The sequence below is a fragment of the Ruegeria sp. AF2 genome (assembly GCF_056542025.1).
Window position 1 is genome coordinate 195,297 of record NZ_JBQFZC010000005.1, and the last position, 26,640, is coordinate 221,936.

At 57.1% G+C, this 26,640-nt stretch carries 37 protein-coding genes; 1 reads left to right on the forward strand and 36 read right to left on the reverse strand.

Annotated features, from left to right (window positions below; translation table 11 throughout):
• The 7 genes from ACR0NM_RS16660 to ACR0NM_RS16690 all read right to left on the reverse strand — a co-directional run bounded on the left by ACR0NM_RS16660 (position 1) and on the right by ACR0NM_RS16690 (position 7,850).
• Complete coding sequence (locus ACR0NM_RS16660) at positions 1–1,269, reverse strand: ABC transporter permease subunit (RefSeq protein ID WP_170392881.1); 1,269 nt, start codon at positions 1,267–1,269, stop codon at positions 1–3.
• Between the two features lie 124 nt (positions 1,270–1,393).
• On the reverse strand, positions 1,394–2,413 hold the full coding sequence (locus tag ACR0NM_RS16665; RefSeq protein WP_170392882.1) for an amino acid ABC transporter substrate-binding protein: 1,020 nt from the start codon (positions 2,411–2,413) through the stop codon (positions 1,394–1,396).
• A gap of 206 nt (positions 2,414–2,619) precedes the next feature.
• Positions 2,620–3,327, reverse strand: a complete 708-nt coding sequence (locus ACR0NM_RS16670) for an ATP12 family chaperone protein (protein ID WP_480615769.1) — start codon at positions 3,325–3,327, stop codon at positions 2,620–2,622.
• 4 nt (positions 3,328–3,331) lie between these two features.
• Positions 3,332–4,003, reverse strand: a complete 672-nt coding sequence (locus tag ACR0NM_RS16675) for an HAD-IA family hydrolase (RefSeq protein ID WP_480615771.1) — start codon at positions 4,001–4,003, stop codon at positions 3,332–3,334.
• Positions 4,000–5,043 (reverse strand): RluA family pseudouridine synthase, encoded by a 1,044-nt coding sequence (locus ACR0NM_RS16680; RefSeq protein ID WP_480615773.1) that lies wholly within the window; start codon positions 5,041–5,043, stop codon positions 4,000–4,002. Before ACR0NM_RS16680 ends, ACR0NM_RS16675 begins: the two co-directional genes overlap by 4 nt.
• Positions 5,044–5,147: 104 nt before the next feature.
• On the reverse strand, positions 5,148–6,461 hold the full coding sequence (locus ACR0NM_RS16685; protein WP_480615775.1) for a replication-associated recombination protein A: 1,314 nt from the start codon (positions 6,459–6,461) through the stop codon (positions 5,148–5,150).
• A gap of 3 nt (positions 6,462–6,464) precedes the next feature.
• A complete protein-coding gene (locus tag ACR0NM_RS16690) occupies positions 6,465–7,850 on the reverse strand; it encodes a trypsin-like peptidase domain-containing protein (RefSeq protein WP_480615777.1) in 1,386 nt (461 codons plus the stop codon).
• A 227-nt stretch (positions 7,851–8,077) separates the two neighbouring features.
• Between ACR0NM_RS16690 and budA the strand changes: the two genes are divergently transcribed.
• On the forward strand, positions 8,078–8,866 hold the full coding sequence (budA, locus tag ACR0NM_RS16695; protein ID WP_170424553.1) for an acetolactate decarboxylase: 789 nt from the start codon (positions 8,078–8,080) through the stop codon (positions 8,864–8,866).
• Between the two features lie 87 nt (positions 8,867–8,953).
• Here the strand turns inward: budA and rplQ are convergent, their stop codons facing one another.
• From rplQ to ACR0NM_RS16840, 29 genes are all read right to left on the reverse strand, one after another.
• Positions 8,954–9,376 (reverse strand): 50S ribosomal protein L17, encoded by a 423-nt coding sequence (gene rplQ, locus ACR0NM_RS16700; RefSeq protein WP_170392888.1) that lies wholly within the window; start codon positions 9,374–9,376, stop codon positions 8,954–8,956.
• Between the two features lie 118 nt (positions 9,377–9,494).
• Complete coding sequence (locus ACR0NM_RS16705) at positions 9,495–10,511, reverse strand: DNA-directed RNA polymerase subunit alpha (RefSeq protein ID WP_010437127.1); 1,017 nt, start codon at positions 10,509–10,511, stop codon at positions 9,495–9,497.
• A 114-nt stretch (positions 10,512–10,625) separates the two neighbouring features.
• On the reverse strand, positions 10,626–11,015 hold the full coding sequence (gene rpsK, locus ACR0NM_RS16710; protein WP_008757289.1) for a 30S ribosomal protein S11: 390 nt from the start codon (positions 11,013–11,015) through the stop codon (positions 10,626–10,628).
• A 15-nt stretch (positions 11,016–11,030) separates the two neighbouring features.
• Complete coding sequence (rpsM, locus tag ACR0NM_RS16715) at positions 11,031–11,399, reverse strand: 30S ribosomal protein S13 (RefSeq protein ID WP_008757392.1); 369 nt, start codon at positions 11,397–11,399, stop codon at positions 11,031–11,033.
• Positions 11,400–11,599: 200 nt separating this feature from the next.
• Complete coding sequence (locus ACR0NM_RS16720; RefSeq protein ID WP_170424551.1) at positions 11,600–12,244, reverse strand: adenylate kinase; 645 nt, start codon at positions 12,242–12,244, stop codon at positions 11,600–11,602.
• Positions 12,241–13,605 carry a preprotein translocase subunit SecY gene (gene secY / locus ACR0NM_RS16725; protein WP_170392890.1) on the reverse strand — a complete coding sequence of 455 codons (1,365 nt, stop codon included), beginning with the start codon at positions 13,603–13,605 and terminating at the stop codon, positions 12,241–12,243. The genes ACR0NM_RS16720 and secY overlap by 4 nt, the downstream gene beginning before the upstream one ends.
• Positions 13,606–13,714: 109 nt before the next feature.
• Positions 13,715–14,188, reverse strand: a complete 474-nt coding sequence (gene rplO, locus ACR0NM_RS16730) for a 50S ribosomal protein L15 (RefSeq protein WP_170567425.1) — start codon at positions 14,186–14,188, stop codon at positions 13,715–13,717.
• 201 nt (positions 14,189–14,389) lie between these two features.
• Positions 14,390–14,605 carry a DUF1127 domain-containing protein gene (locus tag ACR0NM_RS16735; RefSeq protein ID WP_480615779.1) on the reverse strand — a complete coding sequence of 72 codons (216 nt, stop codon included), beginning with the start codon at positions 14,603–14,605 and terminating at the stop codon, positions 14,390–14,392.
• Between the two features lie 216 nt (positions 14,606–14,821).
• Positions 14,822–15,691 (reverse strand): hypothetical protein, encoded by an 870-nt coding sequence (locus ACR0NM_RS16740; protein ID WP_480615781.1) that lies wholly within the window; start codon positions 15,689–15,691, stop codon positions 14,822–14,824.
• Positions 15,692–15,883: 192 nt separating this feature from the next.
• Positions 15,884–16,072 (reverse strand): 50S ribosomal protein L30, encoded by a 189-nt coding sequence (gene rpmD / locus ACR0NM_RS16745; protein WP_039538297.1) that lies wholly within the window; start codon positions 16,070–16,072, stop codon positions 15,884–15,886.
• A 12-nt stretch (positions 16,073–16,084) separates the two neighbouring features.
• The gene (gene rpsE, locus ACR0NM_RS16750; RefSeq protein WP_039538294.1) at positions 16,085–16,654 is read right to left on the reverse strand and encodes a 30S ribosomal protein S5; all 570 of its coding nucleotides are present in this window, start codon (positions 16,652–16,654) and stop codon (positions 16,085–16,087) included.
• Between the two features lie 116 nt (positions 16,655–16,770).
• A complete protein-coding gene (gene rplR / locus ACR0NM_RS16755) occupies positions 16,771–17,130 on the reverse strand; it encodes a 50S ribosomal protein L18 (protein WP_170392895.1) in 360 nt (119 codons plus the stop codon).
• An 11-nt stretch (positions 17,131–17,141) separates the two neighbouring features.
• Positions 17,142–17,675 carry a 50S ribosomal protein L6 gene (gene rplF, locus ACR0NM_RS16760; RefSeq protein ID WP_480615783.1) on the reverse strand — a complete coding sequence of 178 codons (534 nt, stop codon included), beginning with the start codon at positions 17,673–17,675 and terminating at the stop codon, positions 17,142–17,144.
• 12 nt (positions 17,676–17,687) lie between these two features.
• Positions 17,688–18,080 carry a 30S ribosomal protein S8 gene (gene rpsH / locus ACR0NM_RS16765; protein ID WP_010437099.1) on the reverse strand — a complete coding sequence of 131 codons (393 nt, stop codon included), beginning with the start codon at positions 18,078–18,080 and terminating at the stop codon, positions 17,688–17,690.
• A gap of 13 nt (positions 18,081–18,093) precedes the next feature.
• Positions 18,094–18,399 carry a 30S ribosomal protein S14 gene (rpsN, locus tag ACR0NM_RS16770; RefSeq protein ID WP_010437098.1) on the reverse strand — a complete coding sequence of 102 codons (306 nt, stop codon included), beginning with the start codon at positions 18,397–18,399 and terminating at the stop codon, positions 18,094–18,096.
• Between the two features lie 19 nt (positions 18,400–18,418).
• A complete protein-coding gene (gene rplE, locus ACR0NM_RS16775) occupies positions 18,419–18,979 on the reverse strand; it encodes a 50S ribosomal protein L5 (RefSeq protein WP_010437097.1) in 561 nt (186 codons plus the stop codon).
• Positions 18,972–19,283: a 50S ribosomal protein L24 gene (gene rplX, locus ACR0NM_RS16780; RefSeq protein WP_480615786.1), complete on the reverse strand. Its 312-nt coding sequence runs from the start codon at positions 19,281–19,283 to the stop codon at positions 18,972–18,974. The genes rplE and rplX overlap by 8 nt, the downstream gene beginning before the upstream one ends.
• 2 nt (positions 19,284–19,285) lie before the next feature.
• A complete protein-coding gene (gene rplN, locus ACR0NM_RS16785) occupies positions 19,286–19,654 on the reverse strand; it encodes a 50S ribosomal protein L14 (protein ID WP_008757934.1) in 369 nt (122 codons plus the stop codon).
• A 75-nt stretch (positions 19,655–19,729) separates the two neighbouring features.
• Positions 19,730–19,960, reverse strand: a complete 231-nt coding sequence (gene rpsQ / locus ACR0NM_RS16790) for a 30S ribosomal protein S17 (RefSeq protein WP_068340771.1) — start codon at positions 19,958–19,960, stop codon at positions 19,730–19,732.
• A gap of 4 nt (positions 19,961–19,964) precedes the next feature.
• On the reverse strand, positions 19,965–20,171 hold the full coding sequence (gene rpmC / locus ACR0NM_RS16795; RefSeq protein WP_010437082.1) for a 50S ribosomal protein L29: 207 nt from the start codon (positions 20,169–20,171) through the stop codon (positions 19,965–19,967).
• Between the two features lie 272 nt (positions 20,172–20,443).
• Positions 20,444–21,226 carry an SDR family NAD(P)-dependent oxidoreductase gene (locus ACR0NM_RS16800; protein WP_480615788.1) on the reverse strand — a complete coding sequence of 261 codons (783 nt, stop codon included), beginning with the start codon at positions 21,224–21,226 and terminating at the stop codon, positions 20,444–20,446.
• Positions 21,227–21,280: 54 nt separating this feature from the next.
• Entirely contained in the window at positions 21,281–21,901 is a 621-nt protein-coding gene (locus ACR0NM_RS16805) for a 2OG-Fe(II) oxygenase family protein (protein ID WP_480615790.1), read from the reverse strand.
• A 40-nt stretch (positions 21,902–21,941) separates the two neighbouring features.
• Positions 21,942–22,490, reverse strand: coding sequence for an amino acid synthesis family protein (locus tag ACR0NM_RS16810; protein WP_480615791.1), 549 nt, complete (start codon positions 22,488–22,490; stop codon positions 21,942–21,944).
• 160 nt (positions 22,491–22,650) lie between these two features.
• Entirely contained in the window at positions 22,651–23,064 is a 414-nt protein-coding gene (gene rplP, locus ACR0NM_RS16815; protein WP_039538270.1) for a 50S ribosomal protein L16, read from the reverse strand.
• Between the two features lie 12 nt (positions 23,065–23,076).
• Complete coding sequence (gene rpsC / locus ACR0NM_RS16820; protein ID WP_008758042.1) at positions 23,077–23,787, reverse strand: 30S ribosomal protein S3; 711 nt, start codon at positions 23,785–23,787, stop codon at positions 23,077–23,079.
• Positions 23,787–24,167 carry a 50S ribosomal protein L22 gene (rplV, locus tag ACR0NM_RS16825; protein WP_039538267.1) on the reverse strand — a complete coding sequence of 127 codons (381 nt, stop codon included), beginning with the start codon at positions 24,165–24,167 and terminating at the stop codon, positions 23,787–23,789. The genes rpsC and rplV overlap by 1 nt, the downstream gene beginning before the upstream one ends.
• A gap of 3 nt (positions 24,168–24,170) precedes the next feature.
• A complete protein-coding gene (rpsS, locus tag ACR0NM_RS16830) occupies positions 24,171–24,449 on the reverse strand; it encodes a 30S ribosomal protein S19 (RefSeq protein WP_010437056.1) in 279 nt (92 codons plus the stop codon).
• Positions 24,450–24,452: 3 nt separating this feature from the next.
• Positions 24,453–25,295 (reverse strand): 50S ribosomal protein L2, encoded by an 843-nt coding sequence (gene rplB, locus ACR0NM_RS16835; RefSeq protein WP_008757664.1) that lies wholly within the window; start codon positions 25,293–25,295, stop codon positions 24,453–24,455.
• A 307-nt stretch (positions 25,296–25,602) separates the two neighbouring features.
• Entirely contained in the window at positions 25,603–26,637 is a 1,035-nt protein-coding gene (locus ACR0NM_RS16840) for a fatty acid desaturase (RefSeq protein WP_480615792.1), read from the reverse strand.
• Positions 26,638–26,640: the final 3 nt, after the last annotated feature.

A 26,640-nucleotide genomic window follows, 5' to 3' on the forward strand; every position in this document is an offset into this window, starting at 1 on the left:
TTACCGCTCCACCAGTTTGACACGGTTGTTGTACCAGTTCATCACCGCCGAAATGCTCAGCGAGATGGACAGGTAGACCAGCATCAGCAGCAGAACGCATTCCAGCTCGCGACCGGTCTGGTTCATGGTGATGCCACCCAGCGTACCCGTGATGTCCATATATCCGACCGCGATCGCCAGCGACGAGTTCTTGGTCAGGTTCAGATAGTTCGAGATCATTGGCGGGATGATCACTCGCAACGCCTGCGGCAAGATCACCAGACGCATGGTCCGGCCCGGGCGCAGGCCCAGTGCGGATGCGGCCTCGGTCTGACCCTTGGAAATGGCCAGAATACCGGCGCGCACGATCTCGGCGATGAATGCCGCAGTGTACAGCGACAGGGCCAGCCACAAGGCAATCAGCGAGTTACGAAGGTGGGTACCGCCGCTGAAGTTGAAGCCTTTCAGCTCAGGGTAGCCCAGGTGAAAACCCAGAACGCCCAGCAGGATGGCTGATGGCACGAACAAAAGGCCCAGTTGGATGTGCCAGATGGTCGGGCGATCGCCAGTCTTTTCTTGCGTTGAATTGGCCCAGGCCGAAACCTTGCGCATCGCAAAGATGCTGCCGCCAAACACGATCAGGAAGGCGATCAGGTCAAGCGAAACATCAAAGCGCAGGCTTGATGTACCGAAAAGGTGGATATCGCCCAATCCGCGCGAGAACAGAAACTCGGGGATATAGACACCGCGATTTGTGACCGCGACCGTGCCAAAAAGATCCATCGTGGCTTCTGGGTTTTCACCTCGGAAGGCGCGCGGTGCTGGCAGGCTTTCAATCAGGATCGCCATGGCGAACACGATCCAAAGCAGCACTGGAACGTTACGGAACATCTCGACATAGACTGTCATGATCCGCGCGATCAGCCAGTTATTCGACAGGCGCAAAACACCGACCATGACACCGATGATCGTTGCTGTGATACAGCCCAGAACTGCAACAACCAGAGTGTTTAGCAGGCCTATAAACGCCGCGCGCAGATGTGTATCGCGCGAGTCGTATTCCAGCAGGCGTTGGTTGATGTCATAGCTGGCCGGTTCGGCAAAAAAGTCGAACCCGACTGTTCTGCCCAGCGTTTCAAGGTTCTGAATGGTGTTGTTGATAATCCAGGCTGCCAGAAGCATGAAACCGATCATCGCTATGACCTGAATGGTCGCAGATCGGTACCGCGTATCATAAAGGAGCATGGACAGCCGGAAGTGCTCCTTCGGCGGGTCAGTGAGTGTCGTCATGACCTATGTATATCCCCGTGCATCCCGGATGTTGGCAGAGTTTGCCTCTGCTCAGATCGTTCCGGGCGTGTTTCTTATGGAAGGAAAAAGGGCGCGGGTTCCCCCGCGCCCTTTTCCGTGGATCTTAGCGGAAAGGCGGTGCGTACAGCAGGCCACCATCGGTCCACTGTGCGTTCAGGCCGCGTGCCAGACCGATCGGGGTTTCCTCGCCGATGTTCTTGGCAAACACTTCGCCGTAGTTACCGCCGACTTTGATCGCGCGCTGTGCCCAGTTCGCGTCCAGACCCAGCATCTCACCCAGCGTACCTTCGGTACCCAACAGGCGGTTTACCTCTGGGTTGTCGGTGGCACCGCTGGACATCTCGTCGATGTTCGCCGAGGTTACACCCAGCTCTTCCGCTGCGATCAGTGCGTTCAGGGTCCAGCGGACCACATCGCCCCACTCGTGATCGCCATGACGGACCAGCGGGCCCAGCGGCTCTTTCGAGATGATTTCGGGCAGGATCACGTGGTCGCCTGCGTTTTCAAAGGTGGCGCGCGTAGCAGCCAGACCCGATGCGTCGGTGGTGTAAACGTCACAGGCACCAGCCAGATACTGCTGCTGCGCTTCGGCGTTGGTTTCGATCGGAACCGGCTCGTAGCTCATGTTGTTGATGCGGAAGAAATCCGCCAGGTTAAGCTCAGTTGTGGTGCCGGTCTGGATGCAAACGGTTGCACCGTCCAGTTCCTTGGCCGAGCTGACGCCCAGTGCCTTGGGAACCATGAAGCCCTGACCATCGTAGTAGTTGATGCCGACGAATTCGAACTTCAGGTCGACGTCGCGGCTGAAGGTCCACGTAGTGTTACGGGCCAGCATGTCAATCTCGCCCGAAGCCAGCGCGGTGAAACGTGTTTTACCGGTGGTCGGGATGAACTCAACGGCGCTTGGGTCGTCCAGAACGGCAGCGGCTACCGCGCGGCATACGGCCACGTCAAAACCCTGCCACTCACCATTGGCATCGGGGCTGGCAAAGCCGGGTACGCCGGTTGCAACGCCGCAGTTCAGCTTGCCGCGGGCTTTCACGTCGTCAACGGTACCCGCTGCAGCTGCGCCAGCAGCCAGGCCGGCAATGGTTGCCACGCCCAAAATTACGGATTTTTTCATTTTTACCTCTTCCTGATTTTCCATCCCTGAATGGAACGGTTCGATCCGGCGCATAGGCGCCAGAAAGGTTACCCAAAAGGTGTCTCCCCTTTAGTGGCCCGAGTTTGGGCGTATTCATCAACAAACGTCAAGGGCTGGATCAGGGAAAACGATAGGTCTTTTCTGCCAGAATCGGACACAAATTCACGATTTGACGAGAATCCGTCTCAGAACGAGAGGTTAAAGAACTGCTTTGCGTGCAGAAAGGCGGCCCGTTTCACTTCGGCGGCAGCATGTGCCTCATCGTCGTGGCCCCATTGTTCGATCTGCCAAAGCTCGTCCAGCCGAGAAATGCGCCAGATCTCGTCCGGTTTGCGCCAATTCTGGGCTGCCGCAAAACCAAGAATCAATGATCCCGACAGACTGACGAGGTCATGAAACGCTGCCAGTTGGAACGCATTCAGTCCATGCACCCGGTCACGCAGGCCTTGCAGCACCTCGGCAGCTTGCGGTTGATGCACCACCCCTGCACGCGGGATCAACCGTGCGCCCAGCGCGTCCGCAGCCCAATCCAATGCAGGATCCCAGGCCTCGGACTGCCGCTGCTGCAACGTTTCGGGATGGGTCGCCCGATAACACAGCAGATCCGAGTCGCCGTAATCGGCCAGCATATCGGCAACCTCACCATGCTGGTGCCGCACCTTGTCGATCGCCGCATTGGCCGAACGGGTGAATGGCATCGTGGTCGGATCGATTTTCTTTTCCTGCGCATCCCATTCCCGTGCAACGGCCTCGGCCATGGCACGCGTGGGCAGGTCCAGCGCAGCCTTGGCGGGCGTTTTGACCCGCCGACCATCCAGTTCAACCGTATAGCCCACGTCGGTCTCAACGACCGTGCTTGTCGTCCAGAAGCGTTTGGGTTTCCAGTCGCTCATCTCTTTAGCCCCAGATCTTGGCCAGTGCGCCTGGCAATTCTTCGAATGTTTCGATCACATGTGTCGCAGCCGTCAGTACCCGACGATCGTGATAACCCCAGCTGACACCGATCCCGGCAACCCGCGCGGCTGCGGCCATATCCATGTCAAAGCTGGTGTCGCCCACCATGACGGCTTGCGCAGCCGGCACGCCCGTTTCAGCCAAAGCTGTTTCTATCATCGACGGGTGCGGCTTGGACGGGTGGTGATCTGCAACCTGACGAGTAATAAAATGCTGCTGCAACCCATGCCCTTCAAGCAGCGCATCAAGCCCACGCTGAGACTTGCCTGTGGCCACTCCCAAAAGTACCTCGGGCTGAGCGTGAAGAGCGTCAATCACTTGGCGCGCACCGGGATAAAGCGGCGAGCTTGCGGCGCCCTGCTCCAACCTTTGCGCGTGATAGGCCTGCTTATAACCGTCAACCAATGCGTCTTGTATCCGTTCGGACTGATCTGCTGCCAGACGCGCCATTGCATGGGGCAGAGATAAACCGACGATGGACAGGATCGCGTCACGATCCGGGACCGGCAGTGACTGCGCCTGAAAACAGGCGGTCATTGCCGAAACAATGGCACCCTGACTATCGACCAGAGTGCCATCCACATCAAACAGGACCAGCCGCAATGGGGCGTTCATCGCAACTCCTCAAACGGATCATCTGCAGCGAGGTCTTCGGTCCAGCCCAGCGTATCCCAGCTGTGTTTCATATGATCCGGTAAAGGCGCCGTAAGCGAGATGGGTTTGCGGGTCATCGGGTGTTCAAAGGACAGGCTGCGGGCGTGGAGGTGCAGCTTTTTGCTGATGATACCTCCCAACTGCGCGCCCCAGCCATCGCCGAGGTTTTCCTGACCCGAGCCACCGTATTTTCCATCGCCTATTATCGGATGGCCGATCGCAGCCATATGCGCACGCAGCTGATGAGTTCGCCCAGTCACCGGCTCCATCGCAACCCAGGCGGCTCGCCCTGCAACGCGATAGAGCGTTGCATAGAGCGTATGCGCGCGTTTTGCGCCGGGCGTATCGTTCACCTCGCTCGGATGAACAGCGATCATCTTCTCGCCTTCGCCATGCTTACCATGCCCCGGTGCCTTGACCAGCCCGGTCTTGATTTCGCCCAGGTACGGAGTTGGAACACCAGCTACCAGCGCCCAATAGATCTTTTGGGTGTTTCGGTGCCGGAAGGCTGCCGTCAGCCCTTTGGCGGCCTCGCGCGTACGGGCCATCAGCAGAACGCCAGATGTGTCCTTATCCAAACGATGCACAAGGCGCGGGTTCTCGTCATACCCAAAGCGCAACGCTTCGGACAGGCTGTCCACATGGCGGGTTTGACCGCTGCCACCCTGAACTGGCAAGCCATGCGGCTTGTGCAGCGCGAGCACGTGATCGTCTTTATAAATCACGCAAGACTGGATCATCTTTGCGTCAGCGTCCGAAACACGATGCTTTACGACAGCGGGCTTATGGTCGGCGTCTGGCAGCGGCGGCACGCGCACAGACTGCCCGGCCTCTAGCCGCGTCGAAGCTTTGACCCGACTGCCATCTACGCGCAGTTCACCCTTGCGGCACATCTTCTCGATCCGGCCCTGGCTGACATGAGGAAACAGGCGGCGCAGCCAACGATCCAGCCGCTGGTCGCCATCGCCCTCTGCTACGGTGATCATCTGTACGCCGCTCATGCCATTGCCCCTTGTTCCGCACGGCCGATCCGCCCGGATTGTGCTTGTTTCAGTGCCTTAGAAATCATGCGCGTCTGTCGCGCGCATAAGGTGCAGAGTCAAGCCTACCCCGGATTGCGCTGCGTCCTCAGCTTGGCAAAATACTCCAGCCGTTTTTTCAGCTCGCGCTCGAACCCACGCTCGACCGGCTGATAGAGAACCGGGCGCTTCATATCATCGGGGAAATAGTTCTGACCCGAAAACCCATCCTCGGCATCGTGGTCATAGGCGTAACCTGCGCCATACCCCTGATCTTTCATCAGTGATGTCGGCGCGTTCAGGATATGTTTGGGTGGCGGTTCGCTGCCTGATTGCTTGGCCAGACGCATCGCCGCTTTATAGCCCACATAAGCCCCGTTCGATTTCGGAGCGAGCGCGAGGTAGACCACCGCCTGTGCCAGCGCCAACTCGCCCTCGGGCGAGCCCAGCCGTTCGTAGGTCTCCCAACTGTGCAGACAGATCGACTGTGCCTGAGGATCGGCCAAACCGATATCCTCGACCGCCATCCGCGTGATCCTGCGCGCCAGATAGCGCGGGTCTTCGCCGCCGGTCAGCATCCGCGCAAACCAATAGAGCGCCGCGTCGGGATCCGATCCGCGCACCGATTTGTGCAGGGCCGAGATCAGATTGTAATGCTCATCCCCCGATTTGTCGTATTTCGCAGCCCGGCGCATCAGGCGCGTCGACAATGCATCCGGGTCCAAAGCGGTATCCACTTTCCAGGCGGCAACCTGCTCGACCAGGTTCAGCAGCGCCCGGCCGTCACCATCCGCCATCTCCTGCAACGCTTCTCGGGCAGCAGGCGTCAGGGGCAGAGCCCGGTCCAGCTCTTTCTCGGCGCGTTGTGTCAGTCGCTCAAGATCGGCGAGGCTAAGGCGCTCCAGTACCAGCACCTGAGACCGGCTGAGAACAGCAGCATTCAGTTCGAATGAGGGGTTTTCTGTGGTTGCGCCAACCAGCAGGATCGTACCGTCCTCCATATGCGGCAAGAACCCGTCCTGCTGCGCCTTGTTGAAGCGGTGGATCTCGTCAACGAACAGCAAAGTGCCCTGTCCGTTTTGTCGCCGGATTTTAGCAGCCTCGAACACCTTCTTCAGATCCGGGATACCGGTGAAGATCGCGCTGATCTGTACGAAATGCAGATCGGTTTCCTGCGCCAGCAACCGGGCAATGGTTGTCTTTCCTACGCCAGGCGGGCCCCAGAAGATCAGGCTGGACAAGCTACCCGAGGCCAGCATGACCCCCAGCGGCGCATCCGGCCCCAACACCTGCTCTTGCCCGATCACCTCAGACAGGGATTGTGGGCGCAAGCGATCCGCAAGCGGCCGGTGCGGCGACGCGGTTGGTTCCGCAGAACCGGTATCGAACAAATCACTCACGGATCACAACCGAAACCGCAATGAGATTAACCGGCTTCCCCGCTCAATCTCCATCTGTACCCGGCGACCTGGATCGGTCAGGGCCTGAACGATATCCTCCGGTGTCTCGGTTCTGGTTCCGTTGATACCTTTTACGACATCGCCCACACGCAATCCTGCGCGGCCGCCATAGCGGCTCGGATCAACCACCACGACGCCGGTCTGAGACAGCGACAAGCCAAGCTTTACGATCACCGCCGGATTTACGCCCGAAACGATCAGACCTGGCATGACCGTATCCTCGTCCAGCGTAGTCTCATCCGCCGCAGGCGTTTCAGGCGGTTTGATCAGCGCCACTTCAATATCCGAGCGGTCTCCGCCCCGCAGCCGAGTCAGGACCGACTTTCCACCTACCCCGGCAACAGCCATGCGAAATTTCATCTCGGCCGGAGAATTCACCTCGTCTCCGTCGACATGAGTGACAACGTCCCCGACCCGCAGACCCGCTTCTGCCAGCGGACTCAGTTCATGTAAGTCAGAAATCACCACACCGAGAGGGATGGCCATACCCAGAGACTCGGCTATATCCGCGCTCATGTGTTGACCGGCCATTCCTGCCCAAGGACTTACGAAGCTTTCGTTGCCAGACTGCGCCTGCCGCAGGAATTCGGCCACCAAATTGGCCGGAATGGCAAAGCCGATACCGTTCGACCCGCCTGAGCGGGTCAGGATTGAAGTATTGATACCAATCAGATCACCATTTACGTCGATCAGTGCGCCACCGGAATTGCCCGGGTTGATCGCCGCATCGGTTTGAATGAAGTACCCTCTTGCGTTTCCGGTTGCGGTTCCTGTGCGCGCCAGCCCTGAAATAATACCTGACGAAACAGTTTGGCCAACGCCGAAGGGGTTGCCAATCGCCAGCGTCAGCTCTCCTACTTCAACCTGATCGGAATCGCGCATCTGCAGGAACGGCAGATCGCTTGCCTCATTCAGCCGCAAGATTGCAATGTCGCTTTCTTTGTCACCCAGAACGACTTCGGCAGTGAATTCACGACGGTCGGTAGTCACGACCTGAATTTCCGATGCCATCCCCACAACGTGGTAGTTTGACACCACATACCCATCACCAGTGAGGATCACGCCAGAGCCCAGCGAATTCTGCACACGGGGGCGTGGCGTCCCAAATCCACCGCCAAAGAAGTCCTGAAAGAACGGGTCAGAAAACAGCGGATTTGCCCGCCCTTCGCGCACAATCTTGGCGTAGATGTTCACAACCGCCGGGGCAGCCTGCTTTACGACAGGGGCGAACCCGAGGCCGATTTCGGTCTGGCTTTTTGGTACCTGCGTCTCTGCGGCTGCCGGTATTGCGCCCATCAGCAATACTAGGGAACACAATAGTCTTAGCATCATCGGCCTCCGGCAATATCGCCAACCGGATATGCGGGGCCGATGCAAAGATTGCAAGCGACATAACCCGCTGCCTTCGACAATGCTGAGGACCTAGTGCTTTCTTTTGCGCTATTCGCACAAATACACAGCTTCAGCATTATGGCTTCGCAAAGCGTTGCAAAAGTTTCACAGGGAATTGTGCTATGTGTTGGACTTGGCGCTGAATCCAATCAGAGGGAACGACCATGCACAAAGACCGGGAATTGACCTTTGCAACGGCCCTTGCCTCTCATCATCAAAATAAGAGCTTTGTGCGGGAAGAGCACGCCCACGAGTATTACCAGGCCTCACTACTGAGTGCAGTCATGCAGGGAGTCTATGACGGGACTGTTTCCATCGGTCAGCTGCTGGAACACGGAGATTTCGGTCTCGGTACCTTCAACGCCCTGGACGGAGAAATGGTGGTGCTGGATGGTGTCGCTTATCGCCTGGATGGGGAAGGCAAAGCGACAATTGCGGATAACGGCGCGCTGACACCATACGCAGCCGTCATTGACTTTGAACCAACGATTTCGCTCGCGTTGGATTCTCCGATTAACAAATCCGGTTTCGAGGAGGGTTTGGATGACATGGCCGATGCAAAGAACCTGTTTTATGCGGTTCGTTTCACCGGATTGATCAAACACATTAGGTATCGAAACGTGTTGAAACAGGAACGGCCATACAAACCTTTGCTGGAAGTGGTCAAAACGCAGGCCGAGTTTGAATTGGAAAACGTGGAGGGAACTATTCTCGGGTTCCGCTGCCCTGACTACGCAGTCGGGATCGGCGTACCGGGTTACCACTTGCATTTCATCTCTGACGACCGGACCACCGGTGGGCACGTACTTGATTACACATTGACCCGGGGAAAGATCGAAATCGATCACACGTCGTCTCTTCATCTGGAACTGCCAGAGACAGAGGATTTCTCTGACGCCAATTTGTCCGCGGGAGCGTCGGCGGATGGTATTTTGAAAGCCGAAAGCAATTAAATTTAGACCGCCTTGGATTGTCACACGGAGCAAAAGAAAACCCCCGCGTCTGCGACGCGGGGGCTGAAACTCAGATATAGCCAAGGCTTATTCTTCGTCTGCGGCCTCTTCAGCGGCAACACGAGCTTTGTCAGCTGCGCCTTTGGCGTCGATGTCGCGGTCAACGAATTCGATGATCGCCATCGGTGCCATGTCGCCATAGCGGAAGCCAGCTTTTAGGATACGGACATAACCGCCCTGACGCTCGGCGTAACGAGGGCCCAGAACTTCGAACAGCTTGGCGACGTCTTTGTCTTCTTTCAGCTGTGCTGCGGCCTGACGGCGGGCGTGCAGGTCGCCGCGCTTGCCCAGAGTGATCAGTTTTTCAACGATCGGGCGCAGTTCTTTTGCCTTGGGCAGAGTTGTTTTGATTTGCTCATGCTCGATGAGCGAGCCAGCCATGTTCGCAAACAGAGCTTTGCGGTGCTCATGAGTACGGTTCAGGCGGCGATAACCACGTGCGTGACGCATTTTCTAGTTCCTTCTTTCGCGTTTTGCTTTGTCTGGCCGGCGATGCGTGTCACCGGCTCTCCTTGGGGCGGAAGTGCCCATATGGTCCCCGGCAGCCCGGGCATTTGTGAAGACGCGCTTAGAACGCGTCTTCGAATTTCTTGGCCAGATCTTCGATGTTGTCAGGCGGCCAGTCCTCGACATCCATGCCGAGGTGCAGACCCATGCCGGACAGCACTTCCTTGATCTCGTTCAGCGACTTGCGGCCGAAGTTCGGAGTGCGCAGCATCTCGGCTTCGGTCTTCTGAATCAGATCGCCGATGTAAACGATGTTGTCGTTCTTCAGGCAGTTTGCCGAACGGACCGACAGTTCCAGCTCGTCCACTTTCTTCAGCAGCAGCGGGTTGAACTCCAGACCATCGTCTTCGTCCTGGCGGCCAGCCGATTCCGGCTCGTCGAAATTGACGAAGATTGACAGCTGATCCTGCAGGATGCGTGCGGCAAATGCCAGCGCGTCTTCCGGCGTGATCGAACCGTCGGTGTCGATCTTCAGGGTCAGCTTGTCATAGTCCAGAACCTGACCTTCACGGGTCGGCTGAACGTCATAGGCAACCTTTTTGACCGGCGAATAGATCGCGTCGATCGGGATCAGGCCGATGGGTGCGTCTTCGGGCTTGTTCTTCTCAGCCGAAACGTAACCTTTGCCGGTGTTGACGGTCAGTTCCATGAACAGGTCAGCGCCATCATCCAGGTGGCAGATGACGTGATCGCGGTTCAGAACCTCGATGCCAGCGCTTTCGCTGATGTCGCCAGCGGTGACAACTGCGGGGCCTTTGGCATTGATCGACAGGCGCTTGGGCCCTTCGACTTCCATGCGCAGTGAAACGCCTTTGAGGTTCAGGATGATGTCGGTGACGTCTTCACGTACGCCCGCGACCGAGGAGAACTCGTGCAGGACGTTATCGATCTGAACGCTGGTGATGGCCGCGCCTTGCAGCGAGCTCATCAGAACGCGGCGCAGCGCGTTGCCCAGGGTCAGACCAAAGCCACGTTCCAGCGGTTCTGCAACCAGGGTTGCCTGACGTGCGGGATCGTTGCCCGGCTTGCCGTCAAGCTGGGTCGGCTTGATCAATTCTGCCCAATTCTTATGGATCATGTAATCCCTCCATTCCTGTCCGCGCCCCATGACCAACAAGGTGCAGACGCCCGAGGTTCAAAATGACGTGCTGGGGCCGTGCAAAAACACAGCCCCAGCCTAATTCAAAATCGCTTAGACGCGACGACGCTTCGGCGGACGGCAGCCGTTGTGAGCAATCGGGGTCACGTCGCGGATCGACGTGATGTTGAAGCCCACTGCAGCCAGCGCACGCAGAGCCGATTCACGACCCGAACCGGGGCCCTGAACTTCGACTTCCAGCGTCTTGACGCCATGTTCCTGCGCCTTCTTGCCTGCATCTTCTGCAGCCATCTGTGCGGCGTAGGGTGTCGATTTCCGCGATCCTTTGAAGCCCATGGTACCGGCAGACGACCACGAAATGGCGTTGCCCTGTACGTCCGATATCAGGATCTTGGTGTTGTTGAAGGTCGAGTTCACATGGGCAACGCCCGATGCGATGTTCTTACGCTCTTTGCGCTTAACGCGAGTCTTATCACGTGCCATCGGTCAGACCCTCCCTTATTTCTTCTTACCGGCAATGGCCTTTGCGGGGCCTTTGCGGGTACGAGCATTGGTGTGGGTACGCTGACCGCGAACCGGCAGGTTGCGGCGGTGACGCAGACCGCGATAGCAGCCAAGGTCCATCAGGCGCTTGACGTTCATCTGAACTTCACGACGCAGGTCACCTTCGACGGTGAAGTTTGCATCGATGTGCTCGCGGATGGCCAGAACTTCGGCGTCGGACAGTTCATTGACGCGACGGTGCGCTTCAATGCCTACGGCTTCGCAGATCGCTTTGGCCGAGGTGTTTCCGATACCGGTGATATATGTGAGGGCGATTGGTACCCGCTTTGCAGTCGGGATGTTTACGCCGGCAATACGTGCCACGTGTCACTTTCCTTTTTGTTGCGGTTCCGTAACTCCGGAACCTTTTTTCACAACACTTGACCGTGGCAGTGACGCCAGAGGGTCCAGTATTATTCTAGGTGGTCGGGGCAATTGGGACGAATCCCGCATGCGATCTTGATTCCCTATAGGGATGGGGGTCGATATGGGCTTTTGGCGGTGCCGTCAAGCCCATATTGATATCAGCCTAGAACCGCCTCGATCGACGCGGTGACTTCCTTGATATCCGCCAGCCCGTTCACCGGACGCAGATCGCCTTTGGCGTAGTAATAGCCAATCAGCGGCGAGGTCTTCTTGTAGTATTCCATCAGGCGCGTACGAAGGCTGTCTTCGTTATCGTCGGCGCGACGGACGAAGTCATTTTCCTTGCCACAATTGGTGCATTTGCCATCCGCAGGAATCGGCTTTGTGTTGTCGTTGTAGACCTCACCACATCCGCCGCAGGTTGACCGCGCCGTGATCCGGTCCACCAGCGCGTCATCGTCCACTCGCATCTCGATCACCGTATGCAGCGACTGGCCCAGCTTGGTCAGCAGAGCCGACAACGCGTCGGCCTGCGCCAGCGTCCGGGGGAAGCCGTCAAAGATGAAACCGGCACCTTTTTCGGTGGTCAGTTTCTCTTCGATCAAGCCGATCACGATCTCATCGGTGACCAGCTTGCCCGCGTCCATGATCGCAGCAACCTTCTGGCCCATTTCCGTGCCCGAGGTTTTCGCCTCGCGCAGCATGTCTCCGGTGCTGAGTTGCACCATACCGCGGGTTTCAACCAGGTGACGCGCCTGCGTTCCTTTGCCTGCCCCCGGGGGGCCGAGAAGAATGATGTTCATCGACGAGCAGCTCCCTTTCTGCCGCGTTTCTTGCCTTTGCCGCGCAGCTGGGACTTTTCAATCAGCCCTTCGTATTGATGCGCCAGCAGGTGGCTCTGGACCTGTTGGATCGTGTCCATGGTCACAGAGACGATAATCAGAACCGAGGTACCACCGAAATAGAACGGGATAGCAAACTGGCCCCGCAGGATTTCAGGCAGCAGACAAACGGCCGCCAGATAGGCCGAACCCAGAACCAGCACGCGGTTGACCACGTATTCCAGATACTCGGCGGTTTTCTTGCCCGGACGGATACCCGGTACAAAACCGTTCTGCTTTTTCAGGTTGTCCGCCACATCGTCCGGCTTGAACGACACGTTGAACGTGTAGAAATAGGCGAAGAACACGATCATCGAAGCGAAGAACAGCAGATAAAGCGGCTGTCCGGGGCCGAAGTTGGCCAGCAGCCACGACATCACCGGGCCATTTGTGGCGCCCGACGAGAAGGTTGAGATCGTTACCGGCAGCAACAGCAGCGAGCTTGCAAAGATCGCAGGGATCACACCCGCCGGGTTCACTTTGACCGGCAGGTGGCTGGAGCCGCCTTCGTAGACTTTCATACCAGCCTGACGGCGCGGGTATTGGATATGGATCTTGCGCAGGGCCCGCTCCATGAAAACCACAAAGGTGATCACGGCGATGACCATGATGATCACACCCACGATCACGGCGGGGCTGATTGCACCGCTGCGGCCCGAAGCGAAGAACTGCGCCAGAGCGGCGGGAACCTCGGCGATAATGCCAACGAAGATGATCAGAGAGATACCATTGCCGATGCCGCGTGCGGTGATCTGCTCGCCCAGCCACATCAGGAACATGGTGCCGCCGACCAAAGTGATCATGGTCGACATACGGAAGAACATGCCCGGATCGGTCGCAAGATCGCCCGATTCCAACGAAACCGCCAGACCATAAGCCTGAACGGTGGCCAGAGCCACAGTTCCGAAACGGGTGTATTGGTTGATCTTCTTGCGCCCTTGCTCGCCCTCTTTCTTGAGCTGTTCGAGCGCGGGAACCATCGATGTCAGCAGCTGCACGATGATCGAGGCCGAGATATAGGGCATGATGCCGAGGGCAAAGATACCCATCCGCCCCAGCGCCCCGCCGGTGAACATCGAAACCATGCCGCCGATGCCCTGCCCCGCTTGCTCCATGAACTCACGCAGGGCTTGCCCGTCGATACCTGGGACCGGAATGAAGGTGCCCAGACGATAGACGATCAACAAACCCAGCGTGAACAGGATGCGGTTGCGCAGATCGGTGGCTTTGCCCAAAGCAGCCCAGCTTGTGTTGGCTGCCATTTGTTCTGCTGCTGATACCATAAATCGGTCTCTCTTATGAAAACACCGCCCGGAACCGTTTTCCGGCTCGGGCGGCGTCTTGGAAAACTCTGAGGTCTATGTAAGCGGGTCTTGGCCCGCTCACAAGCGCTTACTCTGCCGCAGCAGCTTTTGTGACCGTCAGTGAGCCGCCCGCTTTCTCAACCGCTTCAACAGCAGATTTCGAAGCACCGGTGACTTCCAGGTTCACTTTGGCCGTGATTTCACCTTTGGCCAGAACGCGGACACCGTCCAGCTTGCGGCGGACCAGACCCGACGCAACCAGAGCGTCCTCGGTGATCGCAGCCTTGGCGTCCAGCTTGCCAGCGTCGACGAATTTCTGGATCAGGCCCAGATTGATAACGGCGAATGCCTTGCGGTTCGGCTTGTTGAAGCCACGCTTGGGCAGGCGCTGGTACAGCGGCATCTGGCCGCCTTCGTAGCCATTGATGGCCACACCCGAACGGGATTTCTGGCCTTTGATACCACGGCCACCCATTTTACCTTTGCCAGAACCGGGACCACGGCCAACGCGGGTGCGTTTAGGTGCGGCGCCAGGATTGTCGCGCAATTCGTTCAGTTTCATTTCGCTTCTCCTAAGCCGGATGTGACCCCCGAAGCGTGATGGGCCAAACACGGCATTTCTTGATTTTGATTCTCGTGGACGGAAATCCACCGGAGCGCTCTACAGCGTTGCGGCTTTGGTTGCAAGGTTTGTTGTGTCTTGGCGACAAAAACCAAAAGAGGCGCCGAAATGGCGCCTCTTCAACGGTGAGTGGTTGGGGTGTTACACGCAATATGCGTGGTCGCGTGCAATATCTGCGATATCACAACGGCGAACGCCGATATCGTCCAGCTCGCGATTGCTCAGGCTTTGCAGTTCGCGATAGGTGCGGCTGTATTCTGCAGCCCGAGCGCGGTTTTCTTTTACGCGCTCAACAAAGCTCGCAATACGAGCGCTCAGGTTGAATCCGCCATGTGTCAGTGTTGCTGTATGTGCCATATCTAATTTCCTTTCTGTTCCGAGGCGTATTCCCCGGGCGTTTCCATTTGTTCCTTTGTGGACAAGGCTCAGATAGGAGTGTTCGATATCGCTAACAACGCGCGTTTTGGTCTAGCCGATATGCGGTGGGGGAATGGCAAGCGGGAGTACGCAGGCTACTCTGAATGCAACGTATGTCCACTTTGCGGACAAAACCGACCTTGACTCCGTCGGATTTCACACGTCTTGATTTTTTAGGCACCTAATCACTGAGGCTTCAAGTAGTTCGCGATTCAACGGCATACTTTCGGCAGATGTGCCTAAGAGGACAAAAGCCGTCTTCCAAGTCGCATCGCAAAACCCGGGTGCATTCATCCATGCAACAAAGGCAGCGAACCGCATTCCATTGAGTTGTATCTCGTCAGGTTCATAGCTCGTTTCAATCGGAAACAATTCCAAGTTCGGCGGTTGGCCTTGGGCGACGTCCAGAGCAAGCTGTAGCCCAACGCCATCAATCGTATCGTTGATATCACCATCTTTCGTTTCCGAAATCAGATATTCCAAAAACTCTTGAAGTGTTTCCTCTTTGGATTCTGGGCTCTCAAGCAGCTTTGCAAAAGTAAGCAGTCTTCTTTGTTGGTATCCGTCCGGCTCAAGACGTTGTGCGAAGGTGTGAAGTAGTTCGGAATCTCCGACTGCAATCGGCATATAGTATTGGCTTATTAGTGAGTTAGGTGTTGCGGCAAGTAATTCCAGCGCTTTCTCGACGCACCCGTTCAGCCAGTAAGCTGCGATGATCCTGCTTTGGTCTCTGGGGTTTGAGCGGGAAAAATCAATGAGTTGAATGACATCGTAAAGCGACCCGTCTTGTAGTTTCTTTCTTAGTGCCCCTTTATCGCCATCGAACTGCAATAAAGCCGTACGCATCAAAAGACGCTGTAACTCATCCCGCTGTTCGTGGGCGGGTTCTTTAGACATAAGCAACATATTCAAGCTGGCCCGCCTAACGTCTTGCTCCGTGCCATCGCCCAAACCGTCCAAAAATGACTGTGTAAGAGGTTCGTCATGCCATGTTGGCGTATCAAAGCATTCCGCAAACGCGGGCATGGTGGAGCACGTTGTTCCTAGAGCCACCAATAGGGTTCGAAAATTCAAAGCGGTATCATCCCGAATAAGTTTACCCCTATTACCAATGCGGAGGTTGGTACGCTATGGGCTCAAAGCGGACAAACACAATCGCAAACACGAAAAAAGCCCCCGAATCTTCGGGGGCCTTTCAATTCGCGAAAGAGACTGCGCTTAGCCGCGCTCTTCGATGATCTCAACCAGATGCGGGATCTTGTTGACCATGCCGCGGACCGAAGGAGTGTCCTCCAGCTCGCGGGTGCGGTTCATCTTGTTCAGGCCCAGGCCGATCAGGGTTGCGCGCTGTTCGGCGGGGCGGCGGATCGGGGAGCCGATCTGCTTGACGACGATGGTTTTTGCCATGGGTCGCTCTCCTTATGCTTCTGCTTCAGCAGCAGCCGGTGCTTCGTCCCGCTTGGGCAGGATGTCAGCAACCTTTTTGCCACGACGTGCGGCAACCGAACGCGGGCTCTGCTCTTTTTGCAGGCCGTTGATGGTGGCACGGATCATGTTGTACGGGTTCTGCGAGCCCAGCGACTTGGAAACAACGTCCTTAACGCCCAGCATTTCGAACACAGCACGCATCGGACCACCGGCGATGATACCGGTACCTTCAGGTGCGGTGCGCATAACCACTTTACCGGCGCCGTGACGGCCTTCGATGTCGTGGTGCAGAGTACGACCTTCACGCAGTTGCACGCGGATCATCTGACGCTTGGCTTGCTCAGTTGCCTTACGGATGGCCTCAGGTACTTCTTTCGCCTTACCCTTGCCAAAGCCGACGCGGCCTTTCTGATCGCCGACAACCACCAGAGCGGCGAAGCCAAAGCGCTTACCACCTTTTACGGTTTTCGACACACGGTTGATCGCAACCAGACGATCTGCGAATTCCGGTGCTTCGTCGCGGTCACGACCACGGCCCCGGCGGTTTTCACGTTCTGCCATTTGGCATCCCTTTCCTCATGTGGCGCTTCTCGGCGCCGTTTGTTCAATCCAAGTGAGCCCCGACTGCTGCCGAGGCCCCCGGATCATCGGGGCGGATCGAAACCCGCCCGCAAGTCTTAGATCTTCAGACCACCTTCACGCGCAGCGTCGGCCAGAGCCTTCACTTTGCCGTGGAACAGGAAGCCGCCACGATCGAAATAGGCCTCTTCGACGCCTGCCTTCTTGGCACGCTCGGCGATGGCCGCGCCCACTTTGGTGGCCGCTTCGACGTTGTTCTTGCCCACAACACCCAAATCCTTTTCCAGGGTCGATGCTGCGGCCAGGGTCACGCCACGTACGTCGTCGATCAGCTGAACAGAGATGTTCTTGTTCGAACGGTGTACGGACAGACGCGGACGACCCGCGTTGACCTTGCGAAGTTTGTTCCGAACGCGCAGGCGGCGCTTCAGAAACAGGGTTCTTTTGCTGTTTGCCATTGTTTGCGTCCTTACTTCTTCTTGCCTTCTTTGCGGAAGATGAACTCACCCTTGTAGCGGATGCCCTTGCCTTTGTACGGCTCGGGACGGCGCCATTCACGGATCTTGGCCGCGACTTCGCCCACCTGCTGCTGGTCGATACCTTCCACAACGATCTCGGTCTGCTTCGGCGCGGTGATGGTGACACCTTCCGGAGCAGTGAAATCAACATCGTGGCTGTAGCCCAGGTTCAGCTTCAGGGTGTTGCCCTGCATCTGAGCCCGGTAACCAACACCCTGGATCTCCAGCTCTTTTTTGAAGCCGTTTGTTACGCCTTCAACAAGATTGGCAACCATGGTGCGGCTCATGCCCCACTGCTGGCGCGCACGCTTGGACATGCCACGGGGGTCGATCTTGACCACGTTACCTTCAACCGACAGCGTGACGTCGTCGGTGGCGGTGAAGCTGCGGGTGCCTTTCGGACCTTTCACTTCGATGGTCTGACCCGACACAGAGGCGGAAACGCCGCTGGGCAGCTCGACCGGTTTTTTACCAATACGAGACATTGACAGACCTCCTTAGAAGACGGTGCAGAGCACTTCGCCGCCAACATTGTTGGAGCGAGCGTTTGCGTCCGACATCACACCTTTCGGAGTGCTGACAATCGACACGCCCAGACCCTGACGGACCTGCGGGATGTCATTGACGCCCATGTATACGCGGCGACCGGGTTTCGAGACCCGCTTCAGTTCGCGAATAACAGGGGTGCCTTCGTAGTATTTCAGGCTGATTTCGATGGCCGGATGACCGTTTTCACCGGTCGTCGCTTCGTAGCCACGGATGTAACCTTCGTCCGCCAGCACGTCCAGAACCCAACCGCGCAGCTTGGAAGCCGGGGTGGAAACGGTGGACTTGCCGCGCATTTGCGCGTTGCGGATACGGGTGAGCATATCGCCGATAGGATCATTCATATCTATGTCTCCCTTACCAGCTCGATTTCACCATGCCGGGGATCTGACCAGCAGAACCCAGCTCGCGCAGCGCGATACGGCTGACCTTCAGCTTACGGTAGTAAGCGTGGGGACGACCGGTCAGCTGACAACGGTTGTGCAGACGGGTAGCCGAGCTGTTGCGCGGCAGTTTCGCCAGTTTCAGACGCGCTTTGAAACGCTCTTCCATCGGCTTGCTCTCGTCATTCGCGATTTCTTTCAGCTCGGCACGCTTTGCGGCATATTTGGCCACCAGGCGTTCGCGCTTCTTCTCGCGTTCGATCATTGCTTTTTTAGCCATGTCTCAATCCTCCCGGCGCTTACGCGTTGAACGGCATGTTGAACGCTTTCAACAATGCCTTTGCTTCAGCGTCGGTTTTCGCTGTGGTGGCAATTACGATATCCAGGCCCCAGACCTCGTCGACCTTGTCGAAGTCGATTTCCGGGAACACGATGTGCTCTTTCATGCCCATGGCAAAGTTGCCACGACCATCGAAAGACGGCTTCACACCGCGGAAGTCACGAACGCGAGGCATCGCGATGGTGATCAGACGATCCAGGAATTCGTACATCCGGTCGCCGCGCAGGGTCACTTTCGCACCCAGCGGCATGTCTTCACGGACGCGGAAACCCGCGATCGACTTCTTCGCCTTGGTTGCAACGGCCTTCTGGCCAGCAATCGCAGTCAGATCCTCGACAGCAGCTTTCGCTTTTTTCGAGTCTTTGACGGCCTCAGCACCACAACCGATGTTCAGAACGATTTTTTCCAGCTTGGGCAGCTGCATGTCGTTCTTGTAGCCGAACTCTTCTTTCAGAGCGGCACGGATGGTTTCAGCGTACTGAGCTTTCAGACGCGGGGTGTAGTTTGCGGTATCAAGCATCGATCACGTCCCCCGTGGTCTTGGCGAAGCGCACTTTCTTGTCGCCTTCCATGCGGAAGCCAACGCGGGTTGCTTTGCCGTTTTTGTCCAGCAGTGCCAGGTTCGACAAATCGATCGGGTTTGCCTGAGGCAGGCGACCACCTTGCGAGCTCTGGGTCTGGCGGGTGTGGCGGATGGCGATGTTGATGCCGTCGACAACAGCTTTACCGGCTTTCGGGTCAACCGAGGTGATAGTTCCCTCTTTGCCCTTGTCCTTGCCGGCCAGCACGACGACCTTGTCGCCTTTGCGGAGTTTAGCAGCCATGATTACAGCACCTCCGGAGCCAGCGAGATGATTTTCATGAAGTTCTTGCCGCGCAGTTCACGAACAACGGGGCCAAAGATACGGGTACCTACGGGCTCGTTGTTGTTGTTCAGGATGACGGCGGCGTTGCGATCGAAACGGATCGCGGTGCCGTCTTCACGACGGACTTCCTTGGCGGTGCGTACGACGACGGCCTTGCGGACGTCACCTTTCTTCACGCGGCCGCGCGGGATGGCTTCCTTCACCGAGACGACAATGATGTCGCCCACGGAGGCGTATTTACGCTTGGAACCACCCAGGACCTTGATGCACTGAACTCGGCGTGCGCCGGAGTTGTCAGCGACATCCAGATTGGTCTGCATCTGGATCATGTGGTTTCTCCCGACCTGTGGGGGCTGGTCTCGTTAAATCCCCCAGGGTTTCGACAAATGAAAAGTCCTGGGGGCTTACGCCTCCAGAACCTCCCAACGTTTCGTCTTCGATTTCGGCGCGCATTCGATGATGCGTACGGTGTCACCGACCTTGAAGGCGTTCTTTTCATCGTGAGCCCGGTATTTCTTGGACTTACGGATGGTTTTCTTCAGAACCGGATGCGTAAAGCGGCGCTCGACGGATACGGTTACGGTCTGTTCGTTGGCGTCGCTGGTCACGGTGCCTTGCAGGATACGCTTGGGCATCTGATTACTCCTCGGATGCCGCAGCAGCGGCCTTTTCGTTCAGAATGGTTTTGACACGGGCAGCGTTGCGGCGGGCCGCTTTGATGCCGGCTGTGTTTTCCAGCTGACCGGTTGCCTGTTGAAAGCGCAGGTTAAAGCTTTCTTTCTTCAGGTTGGCCAGTTCCTCGCGGAGCTGGTCCGGGGTCTTGTCACGCAGTTCTTGGGCGTTCATCGCCTTTATCCTTTGCTCAAAACACCAGAAGGCCCCCTTACAGGGTCACCTTTGACCTGGTGGATTAATGATAGAAATGCGAATCGCCCGGCAACGCCGGGAGATCGCAGGATGCCGCCGTATAAGGGTTTAGAGGGTGGGTGGCAAGGGAAAGTTTCAAACCGTTTTCGGGCAGATGAAACTACCTGATTCCAAATTACCGCCGCCTTCTGAAACCGGGCAGCAGATCACTACCGCGACCTTTCTCGATCCCAACAAACGCGGCCAAGTGCTCAGGCACCTTTCTCCTGCATTTTTCGAACCATTTTCAGGCGCGCGCGTCGCGGCAGCAACGGCATGACCCAACCCAGCACAAACGCGAGCGACTTATCGTTGATCACCGTGAGCTTCCCATCGATCATGGCGTCATAGCCGACTTTGGCCACGGCCTCAGCGGTCGCCCCTTTTTGAGCAACAAGCTTCGTGCCCTCAAGATTTGCCGCAGCAGCAAATTCGGTCACGACATAGCCCGGCTCCAGCGCCGTCACAGTGACGCCCTTACCTTTCAGCTCCTCCGCGAGCGCCTGACTGAAACTCGAAACATAGGCCTTGGTGGCAAAATAGGTCGCCTGCAATGGACCCGGCATATGCGCCGCAGTCGAACTGACATTCAGTATCTTTCCGCCGCCGCCACTGATCATATCCGTGCCGAACAGATGGCACAAAGATACAAGGGCTTCGACGTTCAGCCGGATCATATCCAGATCGTCCGAAAGGCGGCGATCCAAAAAAGCCCCATGCCCTCCGAATCCAGCATTGTTGATCAGGTAGTCGACCGTCAGGTCTTTGCACTTGACGGCCTCATAAAGTTTTTCCGCGCCTCCAACAGCACCCAGATCAAGCGGAATGGCAGTGACAGTAACATTGTGGGCTGCCTCAAGCTCTGATCTGAGGGCATCTAACGCATCTCCGCGTCGCGCACTGATGATCAGATTACCGCCTCGCGACGCATGATAACGTGCCAATTCCCGGCCAATTCCGGATGATGCGCCTGTGACGAGAGCTGTTTTGGTCATAGTATCCTCCGACGAAGTAACTGGAGCGCTTTCACCTTGACGCTTTAAGACGCTTCACTCCCATTTATAGTTGAAGCTAACAGAAATCCGCTCGTCCTCGGCCATATTCATCGGCACCTCGTGGCGCAGCCAGCTTTCCCACAGCAGGACGTCGCCCACCTGCGGCTTCATATAGATGAAAGGCTGCAATTCCCGACGCCCGCCTTTCAGCCTCGTCGGGGCGGCCATCATACGGCCCGAACGTGGGTCTTCCAGTTTCAGTGCACTGGCCCCTTCCGGCATGGACACATAGGTCGTGCCCGAAATGACACTGTGAGGGTGCAGGTGACTGGCATGCATTCCGCCCTCGGGCAGGATATTGATCCACAGATCCTCAAGCTTCAACGCGCGGTCGTCCAGATCAAACTCCAAATCCTTGGCAAAAGCAGCGACGTGCTGATCCAGCACTTTGACAAGATCGGCAAATATCGGAAATCGCCAAGGCAAATCGGTCAGCGAAGCATAACTGGTGTAGCCGGGATATGCGTTCGCTTCACACCAGTCCTGCCCGGCCTCATCATCTTCTGCAATGACGAAGCATGAACTTTCTAATTCCTCCGCGTCGATCCTGGGATCGAATTCGGACAAGTTTGCGCGATAGAGACGGGTGACGAAGAGTGATTCAATCTGTGCCATGGGCCGGGCATACCCCAGCCCTCTCAGCAAGACCAGCCGCTTAGGTCTTGATGGGCCCTTTGCCACAGCGCGGTATCGGGCGACCTCCGTCGGCATAGGCGAGGCACAGCACGATCTCATCCGGTTTCGGCGCATCTGGGATATTCAGCGTCATAGTGTCGAAATGATCGAACGACCACGGATTGTCCTTGTGCCCCAGCGGAAGATCAATCGCGCAACCTGGCGCGCCCAGCTTGGCGTTGGACGGTATCACCGCCTCACCTCCGCCCACCGCAGCGCGCATGGGCGCACCGAGTTTGGGGTGGATCACCGCCCCGCCCTGCTCAAGATCGCCGTTCATGCCGACAATCGCGGCTTTGCCGTACGAAACCGGCGGCCCATCAAGCTGAGAAACTGCCTCAGCGGCGAGTTCCGAACCCAGAATGGCGCCGATCTCGAACAACTCTGAAAGATCGTCCGAGAAGTGCCCGGCCAAAGGATTCTGCATCACCACCATCGCTGCGACTCGACTGATCGGATCACAAGGTTGGCCCAATTGGTCGGTGGTTATGACTTCCTTAATGAGCATCTTTTTGCGTAGCTGAACCATAGGACCCTCCCATTCCTGCAAGCTAGCCTAGGGGTGCGGCGGAGGGAGGTCGACGTTTTTCACGATCCACGATACACGGGCTGCCGAACCAAAAGAAAACCCCCGCCGGTTTCCCGACGAGGGTCATTCTTGTAACGAGTGGGGTCAAAGCCCCAATCGCTTACCAGTCTTCGCGGACCACAACGCGGGTCTTGATCGGCAGCTTCATCGCAGCCAGGCGCAGGGCCTCGCGGGCGATGTCGTCATTGACGCCGTCAATTTCGAACATCACACGACCGGGCTTTACTTTCGCTGCCCAGAAGTCAACGGAGCCTTTACCTTTACCCATACGGACTTCGGTTGGCTTCGAGGTCACGGGGGTATCCGGGAAGATCCGGATCCAGACGCGGCCTTGACGTTTCATGTGACGGGTCATGGCACGACGTGCAGCTTCGATCTGACGCGCGGTGACGCGCTCGGGCTGCAGTGCTTTCAGACCGTAGGTGCCAAAGTTCAGATCGGAACCGCCTTTGGCGAGCCCCTTGATCCGGCCTTTGTGCATCTTGCGGAATTTAGTACGCTTTGGTTGAAGCATATCTTTCCCTCCTTAGCGACGACCGCCACCAGCACCACGAGGTGCAGGGCCGTCCTGGAGTTCCTGTGCTTTACGGTCACGTGCCTGCGGATCGTGCTCCATGATCTCACCTTTGAAGATCCAGACCTTGATCCCGATGATCCCGTAGGGAGTCATCGCTTCGGCATGTGCGTAATCGATGTCGGCACGCAGGGTGTGCAGAGGCACGCGGCCTTCGCGGTACCACTCGGTCCGCGCGATTTCGGCGCCGCCCAGACGACCAGCGACGTTTACCCGGATACCCAGGGCGCCCATGCGCATGGCATTCTGAACCGAGCGCTTCATTGCGCGACGGAACGAAACACGACGTTCCAGCTGCTGAGCGATCGACTCGGCAACCAGCTGCGCGTCAAGCTCGGGCTTGCGCACTTCGACGATGTTCAGGTGCAGTTCGCTGTCGGTCATACGAGCAAGCTTTTTGCGCAGAACTTCGATGTCTGCACCTTTCTTGCCGATGATGACACCGGGACGTGCGGTGTGGATCGTAACGCGGCACTTCTTGTGCGGACGTTCGATGATCACACGGGCAACACCGGCCTGCTTGCACTCTTTGTTGATGAACTCACGGATCTTGAGGTCTTCCAGCAGAAGATCACCGTAGTCCTTGGTGTCGGCGTACCAGCGGCTGTCCCAGGTGCGGTTGACCTGAAGGCGCATGCCGATCGGATTGACTTTATGTCCCATTAGGCTTGCTCCTCAACTTGACGCACCTTGATGGTGATCTCCGAGAACGGCTTCATGATCTTGCCGAAACGGCCACGGGCACGCGGACGACCGCGCTTCATGACCAGGTTCTTGCCAACCCATGCTTCGGCGACGATCAGTTCGTCAACGTCCAGGTTGTGGTTGTTTTCGGCATTCGCGATTGCGGACTGCAGGCACTTCTTGACGTCCTGCGCGACACGCTTGTTGCTGAAAGTCAGGTCGGTCAGAGCCTTCTCAACTTTCTTGCCGCGGATCATCTGCGCAACCAGGTTCAGTTTCTGCGGGCTGGTGCGAAGCATGCGGGTTTTCGCCATTGCTTCGTTTTCAGCCACGCGGCGGGGGTTCTTTTCCTTGCCCATGACTTACTTCCGCTTCGCTTTTTTGTCAGCGGCGTGACCGTAATAGGTACGAGTCGGCGAGTATTCACCGAACTTCTGACCGATCATGTCTTCCGAGACGTTGACGGGGATATGCTTATGGCCGTTGTACACACCAAAGGTCAGACCCACGAACTGGGGCAGAATGGTGGAACGACGCGACCAAATCTTGATGACTTCGTTGCGGCCCGACTCGCGCGCTGCTTCGGCTTTTTTCAGCACGTAAGCATCGACGAAAGGACCCTTCCAAACAGAGCGAGACATAGATTAACGTCCCTTCTTCTTGGCGTGCCGCGAGCGGATGATCAGCTTCTGGGACGCTTTGTTCTTGTTGCGGGTACGCTTACCCTTGGTGTCCTTACCCCACGGTGTAACCGGTGTACGGCCACCCGAGGTACGACCTTCACCACCACCGTGCGGGTGATCGATCGGGTTCATTGCAACACCACGAACCGACGGACGAACGCCCTTGTGGCGCATACGGCCGGCTTTACCGAGGTTCTGGTTCGAGTTGTCGGGGTTGGACACGGCACCGACGGTGGCCATGCATTCCTGACGGACCATGCGAAGCTCGCCCGAGCTCAGACGGATCTGAGCGTAGCCGCCATCGCGACCAACGAACTGAGCGTAAGTACCGGCCGCACGTGCGATCTGACCGCCTTTGCCAGGCTTCATCTCGATGTTGTGGACGATGGTACCAATGGGCATACCCGAGAACGGCATTGCGTTGCCCGGCTTGATGTCGGCCTTGGCGGATGCCACGACTTTGTCACCAACAGCCAGACGCTGCGGAGCCAGGATGTATGCCTGCTCGCCGTCTTCGTATTTTACCAGTGCGATGAATGCGGTCCGGTTCGGGTCATATTCGATCCGCTCGACGGTTGCCGCGACATCAAATTTGTTCCGTTTGAAGTCAACGATCCGGTAGAGACGCTTTGCGCCACCGCCGCGGCGGCGTGAAGTGATCCGTCCGGTGTTGTTCCGGCCGCCCGATTTGGTCAAACCCTCTGTGAGAGACTTGACCGGACGTCCTTTCCAAAGCTCCGAACGGTCGATCAGCACCAGCCCGCGCTGGCCCGGCGTCGTCGGCTTGTACGACTTGAGTGCCATGCTTTCTGTCTTCCGTTTAGCAAGTGCAGGGATTTCCCCGCTATGTGATAGGCCCCCGTAGGTGCCAAGGGTATAGGGCCCCGAAGGTCCCCGGTTACAAATATCAGAGGCCCCGGAACGAATCCGAGGCCGCAAGATTGGGAGCGTGTAGCAGTGTTGGGGATGGGTGTCTATAGGGTGCGGCCCAAGATTCTTATGGAGACCAAAGAAAAAGTCACCGCAACATTTGCCCCAGGTTTCAATTTCGCAAGTCGCGCGATCAGTGAGTATTACTTATTCGGCCGGAAGAACTCAGGTAACTTGCCACTCACTGATACAATGAGCGAACCTCGGCGAAGGACAACAGGCGGCGGTGTTCTTCGTCCCACAGGTGCAACCGCGCGTTGGCAAGGCTCTCACGAATGGTCATCTTGTTGCTGTTTGCCAACTCGTCGTGATCGCGCAGCACTTCGGTCAGGCGGTAGAACGGAATGCGGCTGTACAGATGGTGCACGTGGTGGATGCCGATATTGGCACTGAACCACTGTAGCACCGGCGGCAGAACATAATGCGAGCTTCCGTGCAGGGCCGCCTCGTGCAACTGCCAATCCTTGTCCGAATCCCAATGCGTTTCTTCGAATTGGTGCTGAACATAAAACAGCCATACTCCTGCAGTTGCCGCAATCAGGGTTGAAGGCAGAAAAATCAGTAGGACCGGCATCAAGCCGCCATAGTAGTAGACAGCAAAAAGTACGGTCAGAATAGCTATATTGGTACACATCGCGCTGACCCAGAACCGAGCGCTACCAGTTAAACCCAAGGGCAGACGGTTTTGGAGCAGGAACAAATAGCCGGGACCAAGTACGAACAGTGTGACCGGATTGCGGTAAACGCGATACCAGAACCGGTTCATGGGAGACTTGGATTGGTACTCAGCCACTGTCAGCGTGTGGATATCCCCCATTCCCCGCTTGTCCAAGTTACCCGAACTGTTGTGATGGTAAGAATGAGTGCGGCGCCAGACATCATAGGGTGTAAGGGTCAGCACCCCGATCACCCGTCCAACCCAGTCGCTGACTGTCCGGTTCTTGAAGAACGCCCCGTGCCCGCAATCGTGTTGGATCGCAAACAGGCGCAGCAGGAAGGCCGCATTCAGGACCGCAATGGCAAATGCCAGCCAGTAGCTGATGGATAATGCCATCAAGGACAGCGCCCAAAGCACAAAGAATGGGATAATGCTGACACCCAGCTCAAAGGAACTGCGCCATTGATTAGGTTCGCGGTATTTGGCAAGCGTCGAAACCCAATCCCGCGCGGCAGTTCTATCCGGGTTTTCCCGGGTCGAGAGAGAGGTTTCGGTCATGCG